This is a genomic window from Streptomyces sp. NPDC004031, assembly GCF_053604375.1.
The window spans coordinates 1-21,621 of sequence record NZ_JBSGHL010000072.1; the positions used below are offsets into that span (position 1 = coordinate 1).

Annotated in this window: 21 protein-coding genes; 17 read left to right on the forward strand and 4 right to left on the reverse strand. The window is 68.7% G+C overall.

Annotation, left to right across the window (positions count from 1 at the left end):
* The first annotated feature begins 889 nt into the window (after positions 1–889).
* Positions 890–1,318 carry a hypothetical protein gene (locus ACWERV_RS32070; protein WP_452939814.1) on the forward strand — a complete coding sequence of 143 codons (429 nt, stop codon included), beginning with the start codon at positions 890–892 and terminating at the stop codon, positions 1,316–1,318.
* A gap of 249 nt (positions 1,319–1,567) precedes the next feature.
* Here the strand turns inward: ACWERV_RS32070 and ACWERV_RS32075 are convergent, their stop codons facing one another.
* Together ACWERV_RS32075 and ACWERV_RS32080 are read right to left on the reverse strand one after the other, a co-directional pair.
* Positions 1,568–4,648, reverse strand: coding sequence for an N-6 DNA methylase (locus ACWERV_RS32075; protein ID WP_452939817.1), 3,081 nt, complete (start codon positions 4,646–4,648; stop codon positions 1,568–1,570).
* 595 nt (positions 4,649–5,243) lie between these two features.
* A complete protein-coding gene (locus tag ACWERV_RS32080; protein ID WP_452939820.1) occupies positions 5,244–6,020 on the reverse strand; it encodes a GntR family transcriptional regulator in 777 nt (258 codons plus the stop codon).
* 161 nt (positions 6,021–6,181) lie between these two features.
* Here ACWERV_RS32080 and ACWERV_RS32085 point away from each other — a divergent pair, with 161 nt between their 5' ends.
* The 6 genes from ACWERV_RS32085 to ACWERV_RS32110 all read left to right on the forward strand — a co-directional run bounded on the left by ACWERV_RS32085 (position 6,182) and on the right by ACWERV_RS32110 (position 11,198).
* The gene (locus ACWERV_RS32085) at positions 6,182–6,538 is read left to right on the forward strand and encodes an SCO3933 family regulatory protein (RefSeq protein WP_452939823.1); all 357 of its coding nucleotides are present in this window, start codon (positions 6,182–6,184) and stop codon (positions 6,536–6,538) included.
* Positions 6,538–7,842 (forward strand): FtsK/SpoIIIE domain-containing protein, encoded by a 1,305-nt coding sequence (locus ACWERV_RS32090; RefSeq protein WP_452939826.1) that lies wholly within the window; start codon positions 6,538–6,540, stop codon positions 7,840–7,842. The genes ACWERV_RS32085 and ACWERV_RS32090 overlap by 1 nt, the downstream gene beginning before the upstream one ends.
* A complete protein-coding gene (locus ACWERV_RS32095) occupies positions 7,839–8,030 on the forward strand; it encodes a hypothetical protein (protein WP_452939829.1) in 192 nt (63 codons plus the stop codon). Before ACWERV_RS32090 ends, ACWERV_RS32095 begins: the two co-directional genes overlap by 4 nt.
* A gap of 326 nt (positions 8,031–8,356) precedes the next feature.
* Positions 8,357–9,721, forward strand: coding sequence for a replication initiator (locus ACWERV_RS32100; protein WP_452939891.1), 1,365 nt, complete (start codon positions 8,357–8,359; stop codon positions 9,719–9,721).
* A 20-nt stretch (positions 9,722–9,741) separates the two neighbouring features.
* Positions 9,742–9,903 (forward strand): helix-turn-helix domain-containing protein, encoded by a 162-nt coding sequence (locus tag ACWERV_RS32105; RefSeq protein ID WP_452939832.1) that lies wholly within the window; start codon positions 9,742–9,744, stop codon positions 9,901–9,903.
* A gap of 167 nt (positions 9,904–10,070) precedes the next feature.
* A complete protein-coding gene (locus ACWERV_RS32110; RefSeq protein ID WP_452939835.1) occupies positions 10,071–11,198 on the forward strand; it encodes a tyrosine-type recombinase/integrase in 1,128 nt (375 codons plus the stop codon).
* Between the two features lie 72 nt (positions 11,199–11,270).
* Here ACWERV_RS32110 and ACWERV_RS32115 read toward each other — a convergent pair whose 3' ends face one another.
* Positions 11,271–12,809, reverse strand: coding sequence for a TldD/PmbA family protein (locus ACWERV_RS32115; RefSeq protein ID WP_452939837.1), 1,539 nt, complete (start codon positions 12,807–12,809; stop codon positions 11,271–11,273).
* A gap of 238 nt (positions 12,810–13,047) precedes the next feature.
* Between ACWERV_RS32115 and ACWERV_RS32120 the strand changes: the two genes are divergently transcribed.
* The 6 genes from ACWERV_RS32120 to fabI all read left to right on the forward strand — a co-directional run bounded on the left by ACWERV_RS32120 (position 13,048) and on the right by fabI (position 18,026).
* Positions 13,048–13,467 carry a globin domain-containing protein gene (locus ACWERV_RS32120; protein WP_398192841.1) on the forward strand — a complete coding sequence of 140 codons (420 nt, stop codon included), beginning with the start codon at positions 13,048–13,050 and terminating at the stop codon, positions 13,465–13,467.
* A gap of 89 nt (positions 13,468–13,556) precedes the next feature.
* On the forward strand, positions 13,557–14,663 hold the full coding sequence (locus ACWERV_RS32125) for a globin domain-containing protein (RefSeq protein WP_452939840.1): 1,107 nt from the start codon (positions 13,557–13,559) through the stop codon (positions 14,661–14,663).
* Between the two features lie 10 nt (positions 14,664–14,673).
* On the forward strand, positions 14,674–15,234 hold the full coding sequence (locus tag ACWERV_RS32130) for a DivIVA domain-containing protein (RefSeq protein ID WP_452939843.1): 561 nt from the start codon (positions 14,674–14,676) through the stop codon (positions 15,232–15,234).
* A gap of 259 nt (positions 15,235–15,493) precedes the next feature.
* The gene (locus ACWERV_RS32135; RefSeq protein ID WP_452939846.1) at positions 15,494–16,402 is read left to right on the forward strand and encodes a lytic polysaccharide monooxygenase auxiliary activity family 9 protein; all 909 of its coding nucleotides are present in this window, start codon (positions 15,494–15,496) and stop codon (positions 16,400–16,402) included.
* 128 nt (positions 16,403–16,530) lie between these two features.
* The gene (gene fabG / locus ACWERV_RS32140; protein WP_398192845.1) at positions 16,531–17,250 is read left to right on the forward strand and encodes a 3-oxoacyl-[acyl-carrier-protein] reductase; all 720 of its coding nucleotides are present in this window, start codon (positions 16,531–16,533) and stop codon (positions 17,248–17,250) included.
* A 5-nt stretch (positions 17,251–17,255) separates the two neighbouring features.
* Positions 17,256–18,026 (forward strand): enoyl-ACP reductase FabI, encoded by a 771-nt coding sequence (gene fabI / locus ACWERV_RS32145; RefSeq protein WP_452939849.1) that lies wholly within the window; start codon positions 17,256–17,258, stop codon positions 18,024–18,026.
* Positions 18,027–18,080: 54 nt separating this feature from the next.
* Here fabI and ACWERV_RS32150 read toward each other — a convergent pair whose 3' ends face one another.
* Complete coding sequence (locus ACWERV_RS32150; RefSeq protein ID WP_452939852.1) at positions 18,081–18,767, reverse strand: FadR/GntR family transcriptional regulator; 687 nt, start codon at positions 18,765–18,767, stop codon at positions 18,081–18,083.
* Positions 18,768–19,014: 247 nt separating this feature from the next.
* Between ACWERV_RS32150 and ACWERV_RS32155 the strand changes: the two genes are divergently transcribed.
* The 4 genes from ACWERV_RS32155 (at position 19,015) to ACWERV_RS32170 (ending at position 21,618) form a co-directional block, all read left to right on the forward strand.
* Complete coding sequence (locus ACWERV_RS32155; protein WP_452939894.1) at positions 19,015–20,343, forward strand: CynX/NimT family MFS transporter; 1,329 nt, start codon at positions 19,015–19,017, stop codon at positions 20,341–20,343.
* A gap of 43 nt (positions 20,344–20,386) precedes the next feature.
* A complete protein-coding gene (locus tag ACWERV_RS32160) occupies positions 20,387–20,509 on the forward strand; it encodes an SGM_5486 family transporter-associated protein (RefSeq protein ID WP_251490045.1) in 123 nt (40 codons plus the stop codon).
* Between the two features lie 230 nt (positions 20,510–20,739).
* Complete coding sequence (locus tag ACWERV_RS32165; RefSeq protein WP_398192849.1) at positions 20,740–20,991, forward strand: hypothetical protein; 252 nt, start codon at positions 20,740–20,742, stop codon at positions 20,989–20,991.
* 105 nt (positions 20,992–21,096) lie between these two features.
* Positions 21,097–21,618, forward strand: a complete 522-nt coding sequence (locus ACWERV_RS32170; protein ID WP_398192850.1) for a SixA phosphatase family protein — start codon at positions 21,097–21,099, stop codon at positions 21,616–21,618.
* The last annotated feature ends 3 nt before the right edge of the window (positions 21,619–21,621 follow it).

Genomic DNA, 21,621 nt, shown 5'->3' on the forward strand with positions numbered 1-21,621 from the left:
GGCCTCCTGTCCGTGCCTGAGCCCAAGATCCTATGGGGGACCTCGCTATCCGCACAGTGATCGCCTCGGCGAACCTTCCCGGTCAGAGCACTAGCTGCCGGGTTGGTGGTACAGGCAGCGGAGTTGGCAACGGAGAACGAGTACCTGAAGTCTGCCAGCGGTGCGGGGAAGACGCTCAATAGCTATCGCGACCGCTGAGCGAGGGAGAGTTTGAGGCCGCCATGGGCCGTGAGATGCTGGGCAGCCCGGAATTGTGGTCCGAACTTGCCAAGCTTCACCACCGCAGGACACACCTGCTGCTGGGTCACTTTGAAGAGCGCATTCGTCGCACTGATCTTGAAGCCGGCCTGCTAGAGGTCGAGAGCGAAGCGGTGAGCGGTGGCCCTTGCCAAGCGGTCTCATCGACTGCCTTGCCTCATCCGGGGCACTCCCGGACAGGAAGTCAAGGTCTACCACTCGGCAGACGCCCCTTGCGGCCGTGTCACCGGCGCGGGCCGCAAAATCTCGTCTTTTATAAGAGTCCCCGAGTTGCAGGTTTGGGACAGCGTTCCGGGGTTCACGTACAACTATGAGGTCGGCCGGTGCAAAGCCTGCTTCTGGGAGACTGCAGCGGTGACCTATGGCCGACGGTTGTTGGATGTCGTGCTGCCGATGGATTAGATCAGCCGCTTCTAGACGGTATCAAAACATCTCTGCGCGTTGATGGGGACGCAGCTTGTCCGCCGCGTGTCGTGAATGGAGAGCGAGAGAGAGGTATGAGCTGCTTGGATTTACGCCCAGCCGCCACTAATTCCACCACTTATCCTCCGAATGTACTGCCGTCGATATATTGGGTATTCTCAGCTGCTGAGTCGGGGGTTCGCATGACTAGGTCTTCAGAAGGGTGCCCATGATTGACCACAAGGACTTTATGCACGGCGCGGCACTTGTCGCAATCGCTGATTCAGGAATGTTTACAGCGCTTAATCGTGCAAGTGTGAAGTACGGGCACTATGTCGTTAATCATGACCGTCATTTGTTTATAAAATACAATGACGGGAGCGGGGCTGGTGACTACTTCTTCACCTTTCATGATGACGACAAGGGTAGGATACTTTCAGTACAGGGAGACCGGACCTTCGCGATTCTAGTCTGCGGCGATGAGGTAATCACTGGAATTAGTCGAGATGAGCTTGCACAAATCATTCCCATGGGCGACACTGCTTCGTCTACTGTGAAGGTCTCTGCCTATCAGGGAAAGCAACTCAGAATTTCAGGGCAGAGCGGAATTTTGCCGCCGATCCCTCGTCGTTCGTTTCCAGGGCGGGTTCTGGCGTAGCGCAAGCGGCTCCGGAGGCCGCCTGGCCCTTGGAGGGAGTTGCAGGTCATCCCCGCGCGGAGGCATGGTCGGTCGAGATCTGTCCACAGGTTGTCCACAAGCGCATGGCCGACCCCAGCACCTCCGCGGTCACACGCTGGTCTCTAGGCTCCCTGCGACCTTGATTGCGTGGCCGACGTTGACGTCCGCACGGCAACTCCATCCCCGTGCAGGGGCGCAGTTGCCGTGCCCTCTACGTCGTTTCTTTGATCATGAACCAATCACCGGTGTCGGAATCAAACGGTCAACTACAGCATCGATACTCCGTGAGATGCCCGCTGCAGCTAGAGCCTCCCGAACGAGTCGTCGTCCCGGCTTGAACGACACCTTACTAAGATCGACTTGTGCAGCTAGAGACTCTGCCGTTGCTGCGAGTGAGACAAGTTCGCCATGGTCGGCGTTTCCGTCGTCATAAACTGGGATTGCTACGTCGAAAATATGCTTGTCGAAGTCGCGAGGACCGAAGAGTCCAATGGTTTGTAGGGGGCGCACTTTTTCCGCGAGTGTTCCTGAATTCAGTACGGCCACCAGGTACCTAGCTTCGCCGACGCTACTTGCGGCCGCCCAGTAAAGCTTGTGATCAATGATCACATCGGGGGAATCGATTCGCGCGGCAGCCATTGCGTTTCCAGCCTTCGTGTAGCCTACGCGCTGGCTGACCGCTGGAAGTTGAGCGCGCAGCTGGCCATGGAAGTCGATTCTTCCTAGGAGGGCGCCTTCTTTCGATCCAACTTTCTTGTTCCCTTCCCACACCGATTCAGCTTCCGCCCACCATTGTGACAATGCAGGATATTCTTCGATTTCTGGCTGTGTCATCACTTTGTCGCTGGTGACGGGAAGAGCGACGCGCAAAGGTTCAAGGGTCCTGAAAGGTACCAGCGTTTCCCCGAGATGCACCCGTTTGAAAAATGCGCGTTCTACCGTCCCTGAGAGGGATGGAACGTCTTTCCATGGAGGCTTCTCGTCTACAGTCCTGCGTGACTCAATCGAGACGCGCCCTGCGCCCGCTCCAAGGGGGCCTGAGGGCCTTTCGGTGACGAATAGAAGCGCTCTAGGGGAGAGCACTGCACCTTGACGGAAGCGGCGCTTATAAGCGGAAACCGGCGTGGCTTCAGCAGAGTCTAGTACGATGAGAGATCGATCCTCGACCGTGAATTTGTGCCGTGCCTTTTCCCACGTCAGATTCGGGGTGGAAAGTCGACCGCGCCAGAGTTCCACTTGTGACGGGATCCTACTTGGCCTGTTTGACGTGGCGGTCCCATGCACGACGCAGGATACTTGTGGAAACCCTGTTGTGGCCTCGGAAAGATCCCAAGGCTTGCTAAATGCTGCAGTAAGTAGACCAACGTGCCCAGAGGTCCATTTTCCAGACCGAAACCCGTCATGAGGCTTGCGAGTAAGAGTCCCGTGCGGCATGACGAACGAGAACTTGCCATTGTGCTTGAGGTAGAGTTCGATACATCGCACAACGAACAACGTAGAGAGATCTCTACCTGATCCGCCGAGGCTGCTGCCGAGGAGCGACCGTTCTTTAGCGAGGGTCTTGTATCTTGTTTGCATGACCGTGGTCATCTTGGAGTATGCGAGCCAAGGGGGATTGCCAATGAGTACATCGACCTTGTTCGCTTGCTCGGAAAACCACAGAGGGCGGATCAAGTTGCGAACATAGTATCCCCAGATGTGATTTCTACCGCTCGCGTGAAGACGGCGCATCGTATCGAACGTCTCGGTAACGCGGTCTGCGTCGTTAGCGTGAACGCCGAGCTGGCGAATAACTGGGGAAATCAAGTCGCGGCTGGACTTGGGGCTGTGCTGTATGGCTTTATCCGCCATAGCGGTTACAAGGCGGTCGAAATCTCCCGCGTCTTGCATGGTCCGACGAGGGAATACCAAGTCATCTCCGAAGAGCGCCCCTCCTCCTTCCACCAAGTCGCTGCCGGCTGTTGCAATCGTGATCTCGTCTACCCCGCCGAACAAGTCTCGGTTTTGCTCCCATTGGAGAGAGTCGCCAAGATAGACGGGAATATGAATCTCGCCGCGGTCTGATTTGGCCAGGCGCTCTGTACCGATCGCCAGGAGGTAAGTAACCCGGGCCAGAGCAACTGCGACAGGATGCACGTCCATGCCAAAGATGTGTCTGGTCGTTCCTTCGACAGCGCTCCCGTTATCAAGTCCGGCAGCCTGCGCAGCTTCCAGGTACTGACGAATGGCGTGGAATAGGAACGTACCGGATCCGCACGAAGGGTCCATCACCCGCTGAGCCAGGGGTTCTGTAACAGTGGCGTGCACTACCCGGTCTGCGAGCCAGTCCGGAGTGTAATACTCGCCTAGCGCTTCGCGGGTCTCGGTGGCAATGATCGATTCATAAAGTACCTTTAGCACGTCATGCTCGACTGCGGCCCAATCGAATCGTGCGATCCGGTCGGCCAAGCCGGTGACAAATTCAGGACCGCCGGGAGCCTTGAGTACCCAATCGAAAAAATCTGACTCCACTACGCCGTGGATCTGCGCACTAGTGAATGATGTTCCGTTGATAAGCGCCGTGGGAGAGATGTTCCCGGTTCGTGTAATATTGAACCCGATAACAGCATGGGCGATTATCTCGGCAGTCAACACCAGAAGCGTGTGGTCAATGAAGAGGCGTTCATCGTTAGTGAATGACTTTCCGAATGCTGTCTTGAGGAGTTTGGCCCACAAGTCTCGCTTCAACTGCACTTCAGGAACACTTTGTGCCTGGCTGTAGAGGCTGAGTAGAGTGGCATGATCCAATAGATGCGCGGGAGACGTAGCACCCAACCTATGGGCGATCTCGTCTGGCGTCGGCGGGATGGCAGTGCGAGTCGCTAGAATCGCTTCGAGCCAGGTTAGCAACTGTTCCGCATCGGGTGCCGATGGATTGACTGCCAACTTCGCTACTTGCTGCAGTTGTTCGTCGATCAGGTGATAGAGATACCATTCGGTCCCGTCGGTAAGTACGCCGACGTAGCGCGAACTCAGACGTTTTGATTGCGTTGTTACGTAGCCCGCAAGTTGTTTCTCTGCGTCCTGATGGATGCCGGCGAGGCGCAGATCCTTCTTCACTTCGATAACGCAATGGCCGACCTCCACGTCGATACGTCGACGTGTTCCGTCACCTGTCCCGACTTCCAACCGTGCGACGTCCCCAGCCGTCAGAGAGAGGCCACCCGCCGTTAGCAACAAGTAGAGATCGGCTTGCAAATCCGCTTCGCTGCGAGTCGAGTCACGGGAGGCAAGGCGATGCACCGCCTGGACAACTACATCGTTGGTCATGCTTGGTCCTTACCTTCGCTTGGGGCGCCGTGGAGCAGCATACGAGTTGCATCGGCCCACAAGGGCGTCAACCAGGGCTATGTCACCGGCATCCATGGCGACATCCTGTCAGACTGTTACAGTCGTCTGCTGACTTCGCTACTGCATCCGTCCCGTCTGCCGTCGGCCCGCACTCCTGTGGAGCGGGCGTGGTTCAGGGCGTCAAGGTGGAGCGCGCCACTGTACGAACGACCTTGACGCCCTGGGCCGCGTCTGCTCGGCTTTGCCCGGGTCGATGGTAGGCGGGATGGAAGCTCCCGCTCCCGCACCCGCACCCGCCCACGACGAACGCGCGGTCGCCGGCCGGGCCTCCTCCATCTCGGAGCCGGAGCGCCCCCGCCGGAGGCATCGTTGTGATCTCGGGTGTGCGTGATCACCTCATGCCGCAGGCCTCCCCCTCGCGGGCGCGCGCGGCGCGGGCCGTGCCGAGCGGGGCGGAGACAGGAGCGACGGCGCGGCCGGGCGCCGGACGCGCCGCCCGACGGAGCGGTAGCGACGCCGGGTGCCTTGAGTAAGTGGAGACAGGTTTCGACAGTCCCGGTTGTTGGGGCGGCTGTCAGTTGCGGACTGCGCGGAGTTTGCCGGTGGGCTCGGGGTGGATGCGGTAGGTGAGTTCGGCGCTGTGGGCGCTGGTGCGGAGGACTTCGAGGATGAGGGGCTGGTCGTTCGTGCCATGGGTGACGCGGGTCGTCTCCAGGAGCGGGGTGGCGTCCTGGAGTTGGAGGGTGGCGCGTTCGTCGGGGAGGGGCATGCGGGCGCGGACGGTCTCGGACCACCACAGGGTGTGGCCGGCCTCGGCGAGTAGGGCGTAGACGTCGGCGGGTTCAGTGTCGGGAACCTTCGCCAGCGTGGTGCCTTCCGCGGTGGCGAACGGGATGAGGGTCTGGTGCAGGACCCGTGTACTGGTCGCTGCGTCGGTGAGAAGCCGGTCGACGCCGAACAGTGCCTCGTCTTCGTGGAGGCCGAGCAGAGGGGCTGTGGTCTCGGTGGTCCGGGTCCGGTAGACGGACGGGGCTTCGGCCTGCTGCCAGTTGGCGTCGCCGTCGATGGTGAACGCGCCGCCGTTGCGGCTGACGGTACGTTCGATCGTCATGACCGGCGCCGGGGCGGCGCGGACGAAGCTGCCCTTGCCGTGAATGACCTCGATGAGTCCTTCGGCCCGTAGTGCCGCGACGGCGTTGCGGACGGTGGGGCGGGAGACCCGGTAGCGCTCGATGAGCTGGGTCTCGGAGGGGAGCAGCGTGCCGGGCGGGTACTCGCCGGACGCGATGGCGTCGCGGATGGCGGCGGCGACCTGGCGGTAGAGCGCTCCTGGGCGCTGGATCTCTGACATACGCGCTCCCCTTGGTGGCGTGTGGCCTTCGTGTCGCTCACATCACTCGTCAGCATAAGTGCTTGCGTTCCGGCGTCAAGACTCGCACACTCGTCACTCGTCAGTACGAGTGACGTCAGGTGGATCGCCTGGTGTCCTGATGGCCAGGGAGGCCACAGATCATGCAGTCCATACCCGTGGACACCTCGCGCCTGGGCGTGCTGCGGTGCGCCGTGGCGCCGGAAGCGAAGATCAGCAACTTCGAGACGCAGGAGGTCAAGAAGGACAAGGAAGGCAACACCATCTACACCGTCGGCGTGATGGTCCGGCAGGAAGGGCGCCGGGTCTCGGTGATCGAGGTCGCCGTGACCGGTGAGCCCAAGGGCGTCACGGAGGGAACCGAGGTCCGCATTACCGGGCTGGAGGCGTTCGCCTGGTCGATGGGGGACCGGCACGGCATCAGCTTCCGCGCCGCCGCGATAACCCCCACTCCGCCCGCACCCGCGCCTTCGGCGGGTAAGTCGGCTGGTGGTGCCTGATGGGGCACTTCCTGCTCCTAGCGTTCGTCCTGGTGCTGCTGTCCGGGCTGCCCGTCGGGGCCCGGGAGCTTCGGGACCGGCGGCCGGACTGGTACTGGTACCTGACCGGCTTCGTCCCGGCCGTGGTGCGGGTGGTGTCCACTTGGCGCAAGGTGGCACGGCTCAACGATCTGGCCGTCTCCTACCGGTCCCACGAGCGGGCGTTCCGCGGACTGGCCGTCAAGGGCACACCGTTACGGCTGAAGGTGCCGCGTCTGCGGGGTGTCCGGCCGCTGCCGAACGGGTTGGCGGTGCGGGTGCGGCTGCTGCCAGGACAGACGCCCGTCCCGTTCACCGAGGCATCCGAGGCCATGGCCCATGCCTGGCGCATGTTCGCCGTCCGCGTCACCTCACCCCGCCGCGGATTCGTCCTGATCAGCGCAACTGCAACGGACCCCTTGCGGGAGCCTCGTTCCTCCCCGACGGAGGACGTGCCGCTGCTGTCGGCGGTCGTCGGGGCCCTGGAAACCGGCGGACCCTGGGTCATCGACTTCCGGCGCGAGCCGCACTGGCTCATCGTGGGCGCCACCCGCTCCGGGAAATCCACCCTGCTGGCCCGGCTGGTCGTGCAGCTCGCCCCGCAACCGGTCGCACTGGTCGGGGTGGACTGCAAGGGCGGCATGGAACTGGGGCTCTTCCGCAAGCGGCTCTCCGCTCTGGCCACCTCCCGCAAGGAAGCGGTGGCCCTGTTCGGGGCGCTGGTGGTGGAGGTCCAGCAACGTATCGCCGTGTGCCGCGACGTCGGCGCCCGCTCCATCTGGGAACTACCCGATGACCAACGTCCGGTGCCGGTCGTGATCCTGGTCGACGAGATGGCCGAGCTGTACCTGACCAACGGCACCAAGGACGACCGGGCCGAAGCTGAGCAGTGCTCCACCTACCTGTTACGGCTCGCGCAACTGGGCGCTGCCCTCGGGGTGCACCTGGTCATCGCCGGTCAGCGCGTCGGCTCCGACCTCGGGCCCGGTGTGACCGGGCTGCGTGCACAACTCGGCGGGCGCATCTGCCACCGCGTCAACGACCCCGGGACCGCAGAGATGACCCTCGGCGACCTCCATAAGGAGGCCGTCGCCGTCGCCCAGAGCATCCAGCCCGGCGAGCAGGGCGTGGCCGTCACCACCGCGGATGCCGGTGTCGGCTGGGTGCGCGCCCGCTCCCACCACACGACGCCCGAGGACGCGTCCCGCCTTGCCGGGAAGTACGCCGAGCGGACTCCCCACCTTGGCTTCCTGGGCGCCGCGACCGATGGGGAGGGACTGGCATGACGGCCTACGCCATCCCGCTCGTGGCCGTCTTCGGCATCGTGTCCGTGCTCCTCGTCCGCGGGCGTGACGTGAGGGCCTGGGAGGCCGTCGTCCTCGTCCTGTTCGGCTACTACCTCGCCACCTCGCCCGTCAGCGGCAGCGTCTCCGCCACCGTCGACTGGGCACTTCGCGGACTCCTGCACGCCTGAGACCGAAAGAAGCACACATGCCGATGAAGCGCGTCCGCTGCCCGGCCTGCAAGGGCGAGGGAGCACGTACCACCTGGACCGGGAGGCGCCACCGCTGCCGCATCTGCCGCGGCGCCGGTTCCATCCGCTGATCGTCCCCGGACCACCCACCCGCAAGGAGTGATCGCCATGAAGGACCCCCACCCACCATCCCACCGAGCCGCCTCGGCGGCCCACCCCGGAAGGTCCCCACCACCATCAACGCCGAACACACGTCGGCTGACAGGCGCGCCGCGCTTGCCCATGCGGCGCGCCTGCGTCAGCTCAGCGAAACCGACCGCGACGTCATTCGACTCGCCAACCACCCCCAGTTCGACCGCTGGTTACAGCAGATCGCCGCCACCGGGGGCTGCGCCCACCCCGTCCACCTATCCGGCTCCACCACCACCCGGGACACCCGCACCGGAGAAGTGCTCCACCACTACGACACCGCCGCAGAACCGTACGAACGCCTCTCCGTCCGCTGCCGCAACCGCCGCGCCACCGTCTGCGCACCTTGCTCCCGACTCCACGCCGGGGACACCTACCACCTGGTGCGCGCCGGCCTCATGGGCGGCAAGAACATCCCGACCGGTGTCCGGCAGCACCCTCGGCTGTTCGTCACTCTCACAGCCCCCGGCTTCGGCGCGGTCCATCGCGCGGCAACCGCCGAGCACCCGGTCTGCCACCCGCGAGGGCGCGCCCAGTGCGAGCACGGCCGACCAGGCTTCTGCCGTGAGGTGCATGACGCCCCGGACGACCCCCAGCCTGGGCAGCCGCTCTGCCCCGGCTGCTACGACTACACCGCCCACGTCCTGTGGCACGCCCACGCCGGACGCCTCTGGAAGGCGTTCTCAGACAACCTGTACCACCACCTCGCCGCGCGTGCGGGCCTGAGCCGTACCGCGCTGCGGCGGACCGTCCGCATCTCCTACGCCAAGGTCGCCGAGTACCAGCGGCGCGCGGCGATCCACGTCCATGCGGTCCTGCGGGCGGACGGCGCGGGCGGGGCCGAGGAACCTCCGCCGTCGTGGGTCGACGCCCCCGGGCTCGCGGACGCCGTACGCACCGCGGCTGCCGTCGTACGTCTGGCAGTCCCGTATGTACCTGGCCTCGGTGAGTACGAACTCAGCTGGGGCGCCCAGCTCGACACCCGGCCCTTACGCGCCACGGGCGGCCCCGACGCGCTGACCGATGATGCTGTGGCGGCCTACGTGGCGAAGTACGTCACCAAGGGCGCGGCGGACACGGGAGCCGGCACGGACCATCCCGTCAAAGGTCCGGCAGACATCGCGGCTGCCGTGGTCTCCCCGCATGTGCGGGTCCTCATGGCGGTCTGCTGGCGTCTGGGCGGCATCGCAGGGCTGGAACACCTGCGGCTCCGGGAATGGGCTCACAGCCTCGGCTACCGGGGCCACATCCTCACCAAATCCCACGCCTACTCCACCACGTACGCCGCGCTGCGTGCCGACCGCGCCGACCATGCGGGCAGGGAGACCGAGAGGAACGTGAGCGGCCCGGACGCTGTGACGGATATCACCTGGCGCTACGTCGGCTCCGGCCACACTCCCGGCGCAGCCCAACTGGCCGCCGGAATCGCCGATGACCTGGCGCGAGCCCGGCAGCTCTACGCCGAGACGCAGGCGGAGCACGAACGGGGGCGGGAGTGGTGAGGGGCGGTAGCAACCTGCTCATGACTCCGGAGGAGGCAGCCACCGAGCTGGGCGTCACCAAGCGGGTCCTCATGGACTCGTACCGGCGCTGGGGCATCCCGTACCTCAAGGTCGGCAAGCACGTCCGGTTCAGGACGCGCGATCTGCACAACTGGGTTGAGGTGCGCATGCAGGGCTCATAAACTGACTGCCCATCACTGACCGATCAACATGCAGAGGATCAACATACGTGGCGACCATCAAGAAGGAAGAGTGCTCCTGTCCCCGCCGCAGGAAACCGACCTGCCCACACAAGCCCTACCGGGTCTCGTACCGGGAGCCCGGGGGCAGGGCGGGCAAGCCCCGTCAGGTGTCGTTCAAGAAGCTCGACGACGCGGAAGCCTTCGCGGTCAAGGTCGAGCGGGACAAGGACCTGGGGACGTACATCAACCCCAAGAGCGCACAGCGGACGTTCGAGGCGGTCTGGCGTGAGTGGGTCGAGGCCGGAACGCTCGAAGAGTCCTCGAAGCGCAACTACCAGAGCGTCTACGACAACCACTACGGACCATTCTTCGGGAGCAGGCCGATCGGCAGCATCACGCCGACGACAGTCCAGGAGTGGGAGGCCGACCAGAAGGCACGGGGCTACAAGGAGTCCGGCATCAACGGGCGCAAGAGCGTCCTGTCGTCCGTCTTCAACTACGCGGTGGCGGCGGAGATCATCGGCCGCAACCCCTGCAAGAAAGCGAACCCCCGTCGGCGCCCGGGGCAGCCGCTCACCCCGGTCACGGACGCCGACATCCCCGCCATGGCCGAGGTCCTAGGGATCATTGCCGAGGCGCCCAAGTCCATACGGGCGGGCTTCTGGGCCATGGCCGGCTGCGGCCTGCGGCCGGGGGAGGCCCTGGCGCTCTCCGATGAGTCGATGGACTGGGAGAACGGCATCCTCGCGGTCGACCACCAGGTCTCCGCATACGGCTGCCAGGAGATCTCAGGAGGCCGTCGCGGGGTGAAGCGGGGGACGAAGCACCGCACCTTCGACGAGGCACGGAGGACGCCGGTGCCCGACTCGGTCAAGGAGATGTTCAACGATCACGTCGACGCATCCGGTACCTGGGGTGACCGGGGCTGGTTCTTCGAGTCGCCCCGGCTGGCCGAGCGGCACCCGTCCTACGACTGGTTCCTCGACCAGTTCAAGGCGGCGGCCAAGCAGGCGGGCACCCCTCAGTACACGCCCAAGAGCTTCCGGCACTTCTTCGTCTCGGAGGCCATCCATGCCGACATCCCGCTCTTCGAGATCGCCGCGTGGGTCGGGCACCGCACCACGCGGACCACGGAGGCCGTGTACGGGCATCTGGTGCGCCGGGCGATGAGCCGGGGCAGCCGGACCCTCCACAGTCGCCTGGGGCTGAAGCTGGAGCCGTTCAAGGGCCTCATCGTCCCGCCCTCGCTGACCCCCGAGAAGGGGGACGCCGAGGACGGGGACGACGTGGCGTGAGGGAGCGGGGTGTGACGGCGTGCAGACCTGGTGCAGACTTCGGGCCGCGATCGGCGACCCGTCGGTTATTTGTCAGCTGCGCCCGGACTCGCTCGCGGTGTTCAGAATGTTGACGCCCCGGAAGAGCGCCGACGGGCAGCCGTGCGACACCGCCGCGACCTGCCCCGGCTGGGCCTTTCCGCAGTTGAAGGCCCCTCCGAGGACGTACGTCTCGGGTCCGCCGACCCGCTCCATCGACCGCCAGAAGTCGGTGGTCGTGGCCTGGTAGGCGAAGTCCTTGACCTGGCCGTCGAGGCGGCCGTTACGGATCGCGTAGGCCCGCTGACCGGTGAACTGGAAGTTGTAGCGCTGCATGTCGATCGACCAGGAGCGGTCGCCGACCACGTAGATGCCGCGCTCGACCCCGCCGATCAGCTCCTCGGTGGAGGGGCCGCCGGGGGCGGGCTGGAGGGAGACGTTGGCCATCCGCTGGACGGGCACGTGGCCGGGGGAGTCGGCGTAGGCGCAGCCGTTGGAGCGGTCGAAGCCGGTGAGCTTCGCGATGCGGCGGTCGAGCTGGTAGCCGACCAGGACGCCGTCCCTGACCAGGTCCCAGGACTGCCCGGCCACGCCCTCGTCGTCGTAGCCGACGGTGGCCAGGCCGTGCTCGGCGGTGCGGTCGCCCGTGACGTGCATGAGCGGCGAGCCGTACGTCAGGGAGCCGAGCTGGTCGAAGGTGGCGAAGGAGGTGCCGGCGTAGGCGGCCTCGTAGCCGAGCGCGCGGTCCAGTTCGGTGGCGTGGCCGATCGACTCGTGGATCGTCAGCCACAGGTTGGACGGGTCCACGACCAGGTCGTACGCACCGGCCTCGACCGAGGGCGCGCGCATCTTCTCGGCCAGCAGGGCGGGGATCTCGGCCAGTTCGGCGTCCCAGTCCCACCCCTCGCCGGTCAGGTACTCCCAGCCGCGCCCGGCGGGCGGGGCGAGGGTGCGCATCGAGTCGAAGCCGCCGGTGTCCGGGTCGACGCTCACGGCGGTGAGGTGCGGGTGCACCCGGACGCGCTGCTGGGTCGTCGTCGTGCCGGCGGTGTCGGCGTAGAACTTGTTCTCGTGCACCGCGAGCAGCGAGGCGTCCACGTGGCTGACCCCGTCCGCGGCCAGCAGCCGGGCGCTCCAGTCGGCCAGCAGCCCGGTCTTGTCGGCGTCCGGCACCTCGAACGGGTCCGTCCGGTACGCCGACACCCAGGTGCGGTCGGCGTGCACCGGCTCGTCCGCCAGCTCCACGCGCTCGCCCGACCCGGCAGCGGCGATGACCTGCGCGCTGAGCTTGGCCATCGCCACCGCCCGGCTCGCGACCTTCGCCGCCGCGTCCATCGTCAGGTCCACGCCGGAGGCGAAGCCCCAGGCGCCGCCGTGCACGACACGTACGGCGTAGCCGAGGTCGGTGCTGTCGGCGCTGCCCGCGGGGCGGGCGTCACGCAGCCGCCAGTGGGCGCTGCGCACCCGCTCCAGGCGGAAGTCGGCATGCTCGGCGCCCAGCGCACGGGCTCTGGCGAGTGCCGCGTCGGCCAGCGCGCGCAGCGGGAGCGCGAGGAATGCCGGATCGACGTCACGGTCCAACTCATGGGGCACGGCGGACTTCCCTTCGCATCGGCCTGTCCGCAGTGAATCATGGCCCGCTGCCCACCGGCTCCGCCACAGCATTGCACCGGCCACGGCGACCCCATTTGCGCAGCGTGCCCAGAAGGATGCGCGGATTGTGGGCGATATCGGAGAGGAAACGGCCTGTCAAGATGGAGGTTCGGTCAGTCAGTTGTTCATCTGTCCCAAACTTGTTCGAGTCCCGCGCCTCTGGCTAGAGTCGGCCGCCATGACCGCAGACCTCTCCCTGATCCGCAGCAGCTTCAAGGTTGTGGAGCCCCACGGTTCACAGGTGACCGGGTATTTCTACGAGCACCTTTTCGCCAACAACCCCGCGGTGCGACCGCTTTTCGCCCCGCACATCGACGAGCAGCGCGACCGCCTGTGGGCGGCGCTGGGCGCGCTCGTCGCCAACATAGAGAACACCGAGACCCTGGTCGGCATGCTCCAGAACCTGGGGCGCCGGCACGCGGGCTACGGCGCGCTGCCCGAGCACTACCCGGCCGTCGGCGCCAGCCTGATCGCGACGCTCCAGCACTTCGCGGGCGACGCGTGGACCCCCGAGATCGAGGAGTCCTGGGTCGCGGTCTACGGCGTCATCAGCAGCACCATGATCTCCGCGAGCGAAGAAGCCGCGGCCTCGGCCTGACGCAGCCGACGGCGGCTCCACCGAGGGCCGCCGCCCGGCTCCGCCGGTCCGTATGCTCCCCCCGAAACACCAGCCACCGGAGGGTGGTCGTGAGCGATTCCCAGGCGCTGAAAGATTCCTTCGCCCTGGTCGGCAAGTCAGGGGACGAAGTACCCCGGTACTTCTACTCCTACCTGTTCCTCATCGCGCCGCAGGTCCGGCCGATGTTCCCGGTCAACATGGGCGTGCAGCGGGACCGCCTGGTCAACGCCCTCGGTCAGATCGTCTCCGACGTCGACGACCCCGACACGCTGGTCCCGTTCCTCCAGCAGCTCGGCCGCGACCACCGCCGCTTCCAGGTCGTGGCGCAGCACTACGAGGCGGTCGGGCAGGCGCTGCTGGCGACCCTGGCCTACTTCCTCGGCGAGGCATGGACCCCCGAGCTGGAGAAGGGCTGGACCGAGGCGTACACCGTCGTCGCCGGCGCCATGATCCAGGCCGCCGAGAGCGACCGCGCGGTCAACCCGGCGTGGTGGAACGCCGAGGTCATCGGGCACGAGCAGCGCGGCTTCGACCTCGCGGTCGTCACCCTGCGCCTCGACCAGCCCATGCGGTACGCCGCCGGGCAGTCGGTCATGGTCGAGACGCCGATGCTGCCCAGCACCTGGCGGTCCTTCACCCCGGCGAACGCCGCCCGCGCCGACGGGCTGCTCGAACTGCACGTCCGCTCCATCGACGGCGGCCTCGTCAGCCCGGCCATGGTCTACCGGCTGCGGCAGGGCGACATGCTGAAACTGGGCGCCCCGGTCGGTGAGCGGCTGACGCTGCACCGGTCGGCCGGCCGCGACCTGGTGCTGATCGCCGGCGGCACCGGACTGGCCCCGCTGCGCGGCCTGATCGAGGAGATCGCCTGGCAGGGTCCGCCACGCCAGGTCGACCTCTTCTTCGGGGCGCGCGACGCCCACGGCCTGTACGACCTGCCCCTGCTGCGGCAGTACGAGCAGGCCAACCCCTGGCTTCGAATAACGCCGCTGGTCGGCCTGGACGCGGGCACCTTCGAGAACCGCAGCATGGCGGGACCGGTCCTGCGGGCCGGCGCCTGGCACGGCCGCTCGTTCTACGTGTGCGGCTCGCCGTCCATGGTGTCCGCGACGGTGCGCGATCTGGCGAACGCAGGTGTCCCGCACGACCTGCTGCACTTCGAAGACGCTCGGTGATCGGAGAGACGTGAACGAGACAGGAGCACGCCCGGCGGACCGCCCGGTGACGCCCGAGGCGCTGCGGTCGATGACCTTCCCCCGCGCCCCCCTGACCCGTCGCGGCTACAGCGAGGACGCGGTGCACGACGCGCTGCGCCGGGCCGCGGCGACGCTCACCACGGTCATGGAGGAGAACGACCGGCTGCGTACCGACATGCAGCGGCACCGCGACTGGATCCGCGCCAACAACATCGGCGACGGCAGCAGCCCCACCGGGGTGCCCACCGTGGACGCGGTCCTCCAGCAGGCCCGCGCCCAGCAGTCGGCCGAGCAGACCGTCGTCGCCGCGCGCGAGCAGGCCCGCACCATGCTGCGGGCGGCCCGCGCGCAGGCCGAGGCGGTCCTGCAGCAGCTGCGCGAGCACGAGGGCGGCGAGGGCACCCAGGAGGAGACCGAGCGGCTGCTTACCTACCTGCGGCAGATCGCCCAGTCCCTCACCGTCACGGTGGACCAGTACTCCGTCAAGAACACCCCGCCCGCCCCGTCCGCCGCCGCTCCGGCCGCGAGCGGCAGCACGCAGGGCTACTGACCCGGGGCTCCCGGGCCGGCGGGGCGCGTCACGCGCCGTCGGCCCCTCCGGTCGCGCGCGCGTCCTCCCGGCGCGCGCGTTCCCGTACCCGTACGTCCCCGTACCCGTACGTCCCCGTACCCGCGCGGCCCGGTGCGTGCGGCCGAACTGCCCTGACACACACAGACCTTGGCATGGTCCAGACCAATCCCTATGCTTCGACCTGCCGCCCTCGTGTGTGTCCCCCCGCAGTTCTGCCCGCACGACAAGGAGCCCCCACATGTCCGTACGCCGCAAGGCCGCCGCCGTGGCCGCGGCCGTCGCCGCCACCCTCGCCGTCACCGCCCTCACCCCCGGCACCGCCAGCGCGCACGGTGCGCTCAACACGCCCGTCAGCCGGATCGCCGCCTGCTACGCCGAGGGGCCGGAGTCCCCGAAGTCCCAGGTGTGCAAGGACCTCGTCGCCGACAGCGGCACCCAGCCGCTCTACGACTGGAACGAGGTCAACATCGCCAACGCCGACGGGCAGAGCCGCAGCATCATCCCCGACGGCCACCTGTGCTCGGCCGACCGCGACAAGTACCGCGCCCTCGACTGGGCCCGCACCGACTGGCCGGCCACCCCGGTCCAGGCCGGGCAGACCGACGTCAGCTTCCGGGTCACCGCGCCGCACCGCGGCGTCATGACGCTCTACATCACCAAGCAGGGCTACGACCCGACCAAGCCGCTCAAGTGGTCCGACCTCGACGACACCCCCGTCGCGACCTACAACACCGCGGTCACCGCGCCCGGTTACTACACCTTCACCGCGAACCTCCCGGCCCGCACCGGGCGCCAGCTCATCTACCAGGTGTGGCAGCGCACCGACAGCCCCGAGGCCTTCTACGGCTGCGCCGATGTCGTCTTCGGACAGACCGCGGCCGCGGCGAAGGCGGCCACCGCCGACGTCGCCCAGGCCCCGACCGACGCGCAGATCGCCGCGGGCGCCGCGAGGTCCACCGTCGCCCACCACGGTCATGGCGGCGACGCCCCCGTGACCGCCACCACAGGAACCCTCGCGACCAGCAACGCCGCCGCGAGCACCAGCACACTGGAGGCCGCGCTGTCGGTCAGCGCGGTCCTCGCGAGCGGCGCGGTCGGGCTGCTGGTCTACAGCCGCCGCCGGGCCGCCGCCCGCGTCGGCGGCTGACGGCTGCCGGCCGGCCCTGTAGGAATCCCACAGGGCCGGCCGGAGCAGCCTGTCAGGGGCCGATTCCCCGGATCGGGTCCGCGACCGATAGCTTCTCAGGGAGATTCTCGACCCTGAGGAGTGATCCGTTGAGCCGCTCGGTTCTCGTCACCGGAGGAAACCGGGGCATCGGCCTCGCCATCGCCCGGGTTTTCGCCGACGCGGGCGACAAGGTCGCCATCACCTACCGCTCCGGCGAGCCGCCGGCGGACCTGGTCGCGCTCGGGGTGCTCGCGGTGCGCTGCGACATCACCGACGCCGAGCAGGTCGACCAGGCCTACAAGGAGGTCGAGGCCGCGCACGGCAACGTCGAGGTGCTGGTGGCCAACGCCGGCATCACCCGCGACCAGCTGCTGATGCGCATGTCCGAGGACGACTTCACCGCCGTCCTCGACACCAACCTCACCGGCACCTTCCGGGTGGTCAAGCGCGCCAACCGCGGCATGCTGCGGGCCCGCAAGGGCCGTGTCGTGCTGATCTCCTCGGTGGTCGGCCTGCTCGGCCAGGCCGGCCAGGCGAACTACGCCGCCTCCAAGGCCGGCCTGGTGGGCTTCGCCCGCTCGCTGGCCCGCGAGCTGGGCTCGCGCAACATCACCTTCAACGTCGTCGCACCCGGCTTCGTCGACACCGACATGACCCGGGCGCTCACCGACGAGCAGCGCGCGGACATCATGGCCCAGGTGCCGCTGGCCCGCTACGCGCAGCCGGAGGAGATCGCCGCCGCGGTGCGTTTCCTGGCGTCCGACGACGCCGCGTACATCACTGGAGCCGTCATCCCCGTTGACGGCGGATTGGGCATGGGTCACTGACCGACATGAGCGGAATCCTCGACGGCAAGCGCATCCTCGTCACGGGTGTGCTGATGGAGTCCTCCATCGCCTTCCACACCGCCAAGCTGGCCCAGGAGCAGGGCGCCGAGCTCATCCTGACCGCCTTCCCCCGGCCCACCCTCACCGAGCGCATCGCCCGCAAGCTGCCGCGCCCGGCCAAGGTCGTCGAGCTGGACGTGACGAACACCGAGCACCTGGCGGGCCTGGAGGACGTGGTCCGCGAGGAGCTGGGCGGCCTCGACGGCGTCGTCCACTCCATCGGCTTCGCCCCGCAGGACGCGCTGGGCGGCAACTTCCTCAACACGCCCTTCGAGTCGGTCGCGACCGCCATGCACGTCTCGGCGTTCTCGCTGAAGTCGCTCACCATGGCCTGCCTGCCGCTGATGCCGGAGGAGGGCGGCTCGGTCGTCGGCCTCACCTTCGACGCGAAGTTCGCCTGGCCGCAGTACGACTGGATGGGCCCGGCCAAGGCCGCGCTGGAGGCCACCTCCCGCTACCTGGCCCGTGACCTGGGCAAGCGCAACATCCGCTGCAACCTGGTCTCGGCCGGCCCGATCGGCTCCATGGCCGCGAAGTCCATCCCCGGCTTCGCCGAGCTGGCCGGTGTCTGGGACCACCGCTCGCCGCTGGCCTGGGACATGTCCGACCCCGAGCCCGCAGGGCGCGGTGTGGTCGCCCTGCTGTCGGACTGGTTCCCCAAGACGACGGGCGAGATCGTCCACGTCGACGGCGGCCTGCACGCCATCGGCGCGTAACGCTCGCCGCGGGGCGTTCCCGTGAAGGGGGCGCCCCGCCGGGCGGGCGGCTCGTCAGCCCGCCGCCGTTGTGCGGAAACGGCAGTGGAAGGCGTGGGCGCGGGCCTCGGCCGCGGCCTGCTCGCGGTCGCCGGCCCGGATCGCGGCGACCAGCCGCGCGTGGTCGAGATGGTCCTCCGGGCGCAGCCGCGGGCCGACGTCCGCCCGCAGGAAGTCCCGCAGCACCTCGCCGAGGTCCGCGTAGAGCGCGGTCAGCACCTCGTTGTGCGAGCTGGCGACCACCGCCAGGTGCAGCGTCGCGTCCGCCGCCACGAAGGCCTCCTTGTCGCCGGAGTCCCAGGCGCGCTCGCGCCGCTCCAGCAGCGTGTCCAGCTGCCGCAGGTCCGCCTCGTCGCGCCGCTCGGCGGCCAGCGCCGCCGCCGAGGCCTCCAGGGCGCGGCGCAGCTCGGCGATGTGCAGCGGCTCGGCGTCCGCGAAGCGCCGCTGCATCACCCCGGCCAGCTCGCTGGTCGCCACCACGTACGTGCCCGAGCCCTGCCGGATGTCGAGCAGGCCGTTGTGGGCGAGCGCCCGCACCGCCTCCCGGACGGTGTTGCGCGCCACCCCGAGCCGTTCGACCAGCTCGGGTTCGGTGGGGATACGGCTGCCCACCGGCCATGCGCCCGAGGTGATCTCGGCGCGCAGCCGGGCGATGACCTGGTCGGCGAGCGTGGCGGGTCGGGGCACGGGTCCGAGATTCATCCCATCATTCTATGATGGACTCATGCGCGACGACGAACCCCGCCCCCGCACCGCCCCCGACGACCCCGCCCGGCAGCCCGGACAGACGCCCGGCGCGGCCCGCCCGGCCGCCGCCGACCCCGGAACGGGGTCGCCGCTCGGCGCCGCCCCCCGCCGGGGCGCCGCGCTGGCCACGGCGGCACCCTCCGCTGACGGCGTCCGCGGCAGCGGTCCCGTCGCCGATGCGTCGGGCGCCCGGGTCCCGGCGATGTCGGCTTCGGGTCCCGCCGCCGTCGCGTCGAGTGCGTCCGGTACGTCCGGCGCCCAGGCCCCGGCGGGGGCGCCCGGTGGGCCGGGGGACCGGGACGGCACCGCGCCGGGGGGCGGCTCCGCCGTCTGGATACGGCGGCTCGCCGTCGCCGGACTGCTGCTCGCCGCCGTCAACCTGCGGCCCGCCGTCACCAGCCTCGGGCCGCTCATGAAGGAGGTCCGTGCCGGGCTCGGCATGAGCGGCGCCATGGCGGGCCTGCTCACCTCCGTGCCCGCCGCGTGCTTCGCGCTCTTCGGCTTCGCCGCCCCCCGGCTGGCCCGGCGGCACGGGCCCGGCGCCGTCGTCTTCGCCGGGATGACCGCGATCACCGCGGGCCTGCTCCTGCGCCCCTTCGCGGGCAGCACCCTGCCCTTCCTCGCGGCGAGCGCCCTCGCGCTCGCGGGCATCGCGGTCGCCAACGTGCTGATGCCCGTCATCGTCAAGCGCTACTTCCCCGACCGGGTCGGCCCGGTCACCGGCCTGTACTCGATGGCCCTCTCCCTCGGCACCGCGCTGGCCGCCGCGCTGGCCGTGCCGCTCACCGACGCCATGGGCCACGGCTGGCGGCTGGGCCTGGGGGTGTGGGCCGGGCTCGCGGTCGTCGCCGTCGTGGTGTGGCTGCCGCTGGTACGCGACCGCTCCGCCGCGGCGGCCGCCCCGCGGCCCACCGTGGAGCGGCCCGCCGCCACGCGGCCCGCGGGGGAGCAGGGCCGGATCACCCGCAGCCGCACCGCCTGGACGATGGCCGCGTTCTTCGGCCTCCAGGGCACCTCCGCGTACGTCACGATGGGCTGGATGCCGCAGATCTTCCGGGACTCCGGCATCTCCGCCGGCCAGGCCGGGCTGCTGCTCGCGCTCACCATGGTGCTGGGCGTGCCGCTGTCCTTCGTGCTGCCGCCGCTGGCCGCGCGGATGCGCTCGCAGGGGCCGATCGTGCTCGTTCTCGCCGCCTTCCAGGTCGCCGGGTACACGGGCCTGTGGATCGCGCCCGCCGCGGCGCCCGTGCTGTGGGCGCTGCTGCTGGGCGTCGCGAACTGCGCGTTCCCGCTCGTGCTGACCATGATCGGGATGCGGGCGCGGACCGGCGCCGGTGTCGTACGGCTGTCGGCCTTCGCGCAGAGCACCGGCTACCTGCTGTCGATCCCCGGCCCGATCCTGGTCGGCGCGCTCAACCAGGCCTCCGGCGGCTGGGGCCTGCCGCTGGCGATGATGCTGGCCCTCGCGGTGCCGCAGGCCGTCTGCGGTGTGCTGGCCGGGCGCAACCGGCACATCGAGGACGAACTGTGACCCCCCTTCCGGCCCGCACAGGATCCGGTGCCAGACTGGTCGCATGCCCGTACTCGAACCGAATCCCCCGCAGCCGCAGCGCCGGCTGCTGACCCTGTTCGGACTCATGATGGGGGTGCCCGCGCTCGTCGCCGTCGTCGCGATCATCGCCGCCCGGATGGGATGACCGGCCCCTCCCGCGGGGACCGCGGCCGACCCTCCGTCAGCAACCCCGAGGCGACCCTGAGTCGGGGGTAGGGACAACCCCACCATCCGTGGGGGGTCAGGCTCAGGGGCACATGGGTGGACGGCCGGATGGGTACCGGGGGCGCGGGACCGTAGCGTCGTGGGTGTCAGGCCGGCCCGCCCGGCCGGCACACCCCGGCAGCCCGACGGCACCCCACGGAGGCGGTCACCGTGACCACGCAGTCCCCCCACCTCTACGCCCGGCAGACCCCGGCCGCGTCCCGCACCGCGGGCCGCCGCACGCCCGGCGCGGTGCAGACCCGGCTGCCGTGGTGGGCGGTCGTCCTGCCCGCGGTCGCCTTCGCGGCGCTGCTCCTGCTGATCACCGGCGCCCGCGCCGACACCGCGGCCGCCGCCCCGGCCGGTGACGTCTTCTCGCACGCCGCGACGGCCGTGTCCGGCCTCCTCGGCCACCTGACGTGACCGCCCGCTCCCGGTCCGCGCCCGCCGCGCGCCCGCCCGGGAGGCCGTGCCGCCGATCACGCCCATCCCGCGCCTGACTGCGGGTTTTCTGGAAAGCTGAAGGGCATGACCGTCGATTCACCCCGCACCCTTGTCCTGCTCCGGCACGCGAAGGCCGACTGGCCGAACGTCCCCGACCACGAGCGGCCGCTGGCCGACCGCGGCCGGCTGGACGCCCCCGCCGCCGGCCGCCGACTCGCCGACGACGGCATCACCCCCGACCTCGTCCTGTGCTCCACCGCCGCCCGCACCCGCGAGACGTGGAAGCTCGCCGCCCACGAGATGCCGCACCGCCCCCGCACGGTCTACGAGGAGCGGCTGTACGAGGCGAGCCTCGGCGATCTGCTCGCCCTGCTGAACGAGACGCCCGACGACGTCGGCTCACTCCTGGTCGTCGCCCACAACCCGGGCATGCAGACGCTGACCGAGGCCCTCACCGGCAGCGCCGACAGCGCCGCCCTGGCCCGCGTCAAGCAGGCCGGATTCCCCACCGCCGCCTTCGCCGTGCTGACCTTCACCGGACAGTGGAAGGACGTCGAGCACGGCGTCGCCCGGCTCACCGCCTTCTGGGCCCCGCACGAGGCCTAGGCC

Excerpts from the sequence above, each read along its gene's own strand:
- ACWERV_RS32070 (WP_452939814.1), top strand. The coding sequence starts at position 890 with ATGATTGACCACAAGGACTTTATGCACGGCGCGGCACTTGTCGCAATC.
- ACWERV_RS32075 (WP_452939817.1), bottom strand. The coding sequence starts at position 4,648 with ATGACCAACGATGTAGTTGTCCAGGCGGTGCATCGCCTTGCCTCCCGT.
- ACWERV_RS32080 (WP_452939820.1), bottom strand. The coding sequence starts at position 6,020 with ATGTCAGAGATCCAGCGCCCAGGAGCGCTCTACCGCCAGGTCGCCGCC.
- ACWERV_RS32085 (WP_452939823.1), top strand. The coding sequence starts at position 6,182 with ATGCAGTCCATACCCGTGGACACCTCGCGCCTGGGCGTGCTGCGGTGC.
- ACWERV_RS32090 (WP_452939826.1), top strand. The coding sequence starts at position 6,538 with ATGGGGCACTTCCTGCTCCTAGCGTTCGTCCTGGTGCTGCTGTCCGGG.
- ACWERV_RS32095 (WP_452939829.1), top strand. The coding sequence starts at position 7,839 with ATGACGGCCTACGCCATCCCGCTCGTGGCCGTCTTCGGCATCGTGTCC.
- ACWERV_RS32105 (WP_452939832.1), top strand. The coding sequence starts at position 9,742 with ATGACTCCGGAGGAGGCAGCCACCGAGCTGGGCGTCACCAAGCGGGTC.
- ACWERV_RS32120 (WP_398192841.1), top strand. The coding sequence starts at position 13,048 with ATGACCGCAGACCTCTCCCTGATCCGCAGCAGCTTCAAGGTTGTGGAG.
- ACWERV_RS32135 (WP_452939846.1), top strand. The coding sequence starts at position 15,494 with ATGTCCGTACGCCGCAAGGCCGCCGCCGTGGCCGCGGCCGTCGCCGCC.
- fabI (WP_452939849.1), top strand. The coding sequence starts at position 17,256 with ATGAGCGGAATCCTCGACGGCAAGCGCATCCTCGTCACGGGTGTGCTG.
- ACWERV_RS32150 (WP_452939852.1), bottom strand. The coding sequence starts at position 18,767 with ATGAATCTCGGACCCGTGCCCCGACCCGCCACGCTCGCCGACCAGGTC.
- ACWERV_RS32155 (WP_452939894.1), top strand. The coding sequence starts at position 19,015 with ATGTCGGCTTCGGGTCCCGCCGCCGTCGCGTCGAGTGCGTCCGGTACG.
- ACWERV_RS32160 (WP_251490045.1), top strand. The coding sequence starts at position 20,387 with ATGCCCGTACTCGAACCGAATCCCCCGCAGCCGCAGCGCCGGCTGCTG.
- ACWERV_RS32170 (WP_398192850.1), top strand. The coding sequence starts at position 21,097 with ATGACCGTCGATTCACCCCGCACCCTTGTCCTGCTCCGGCACGCGAAG.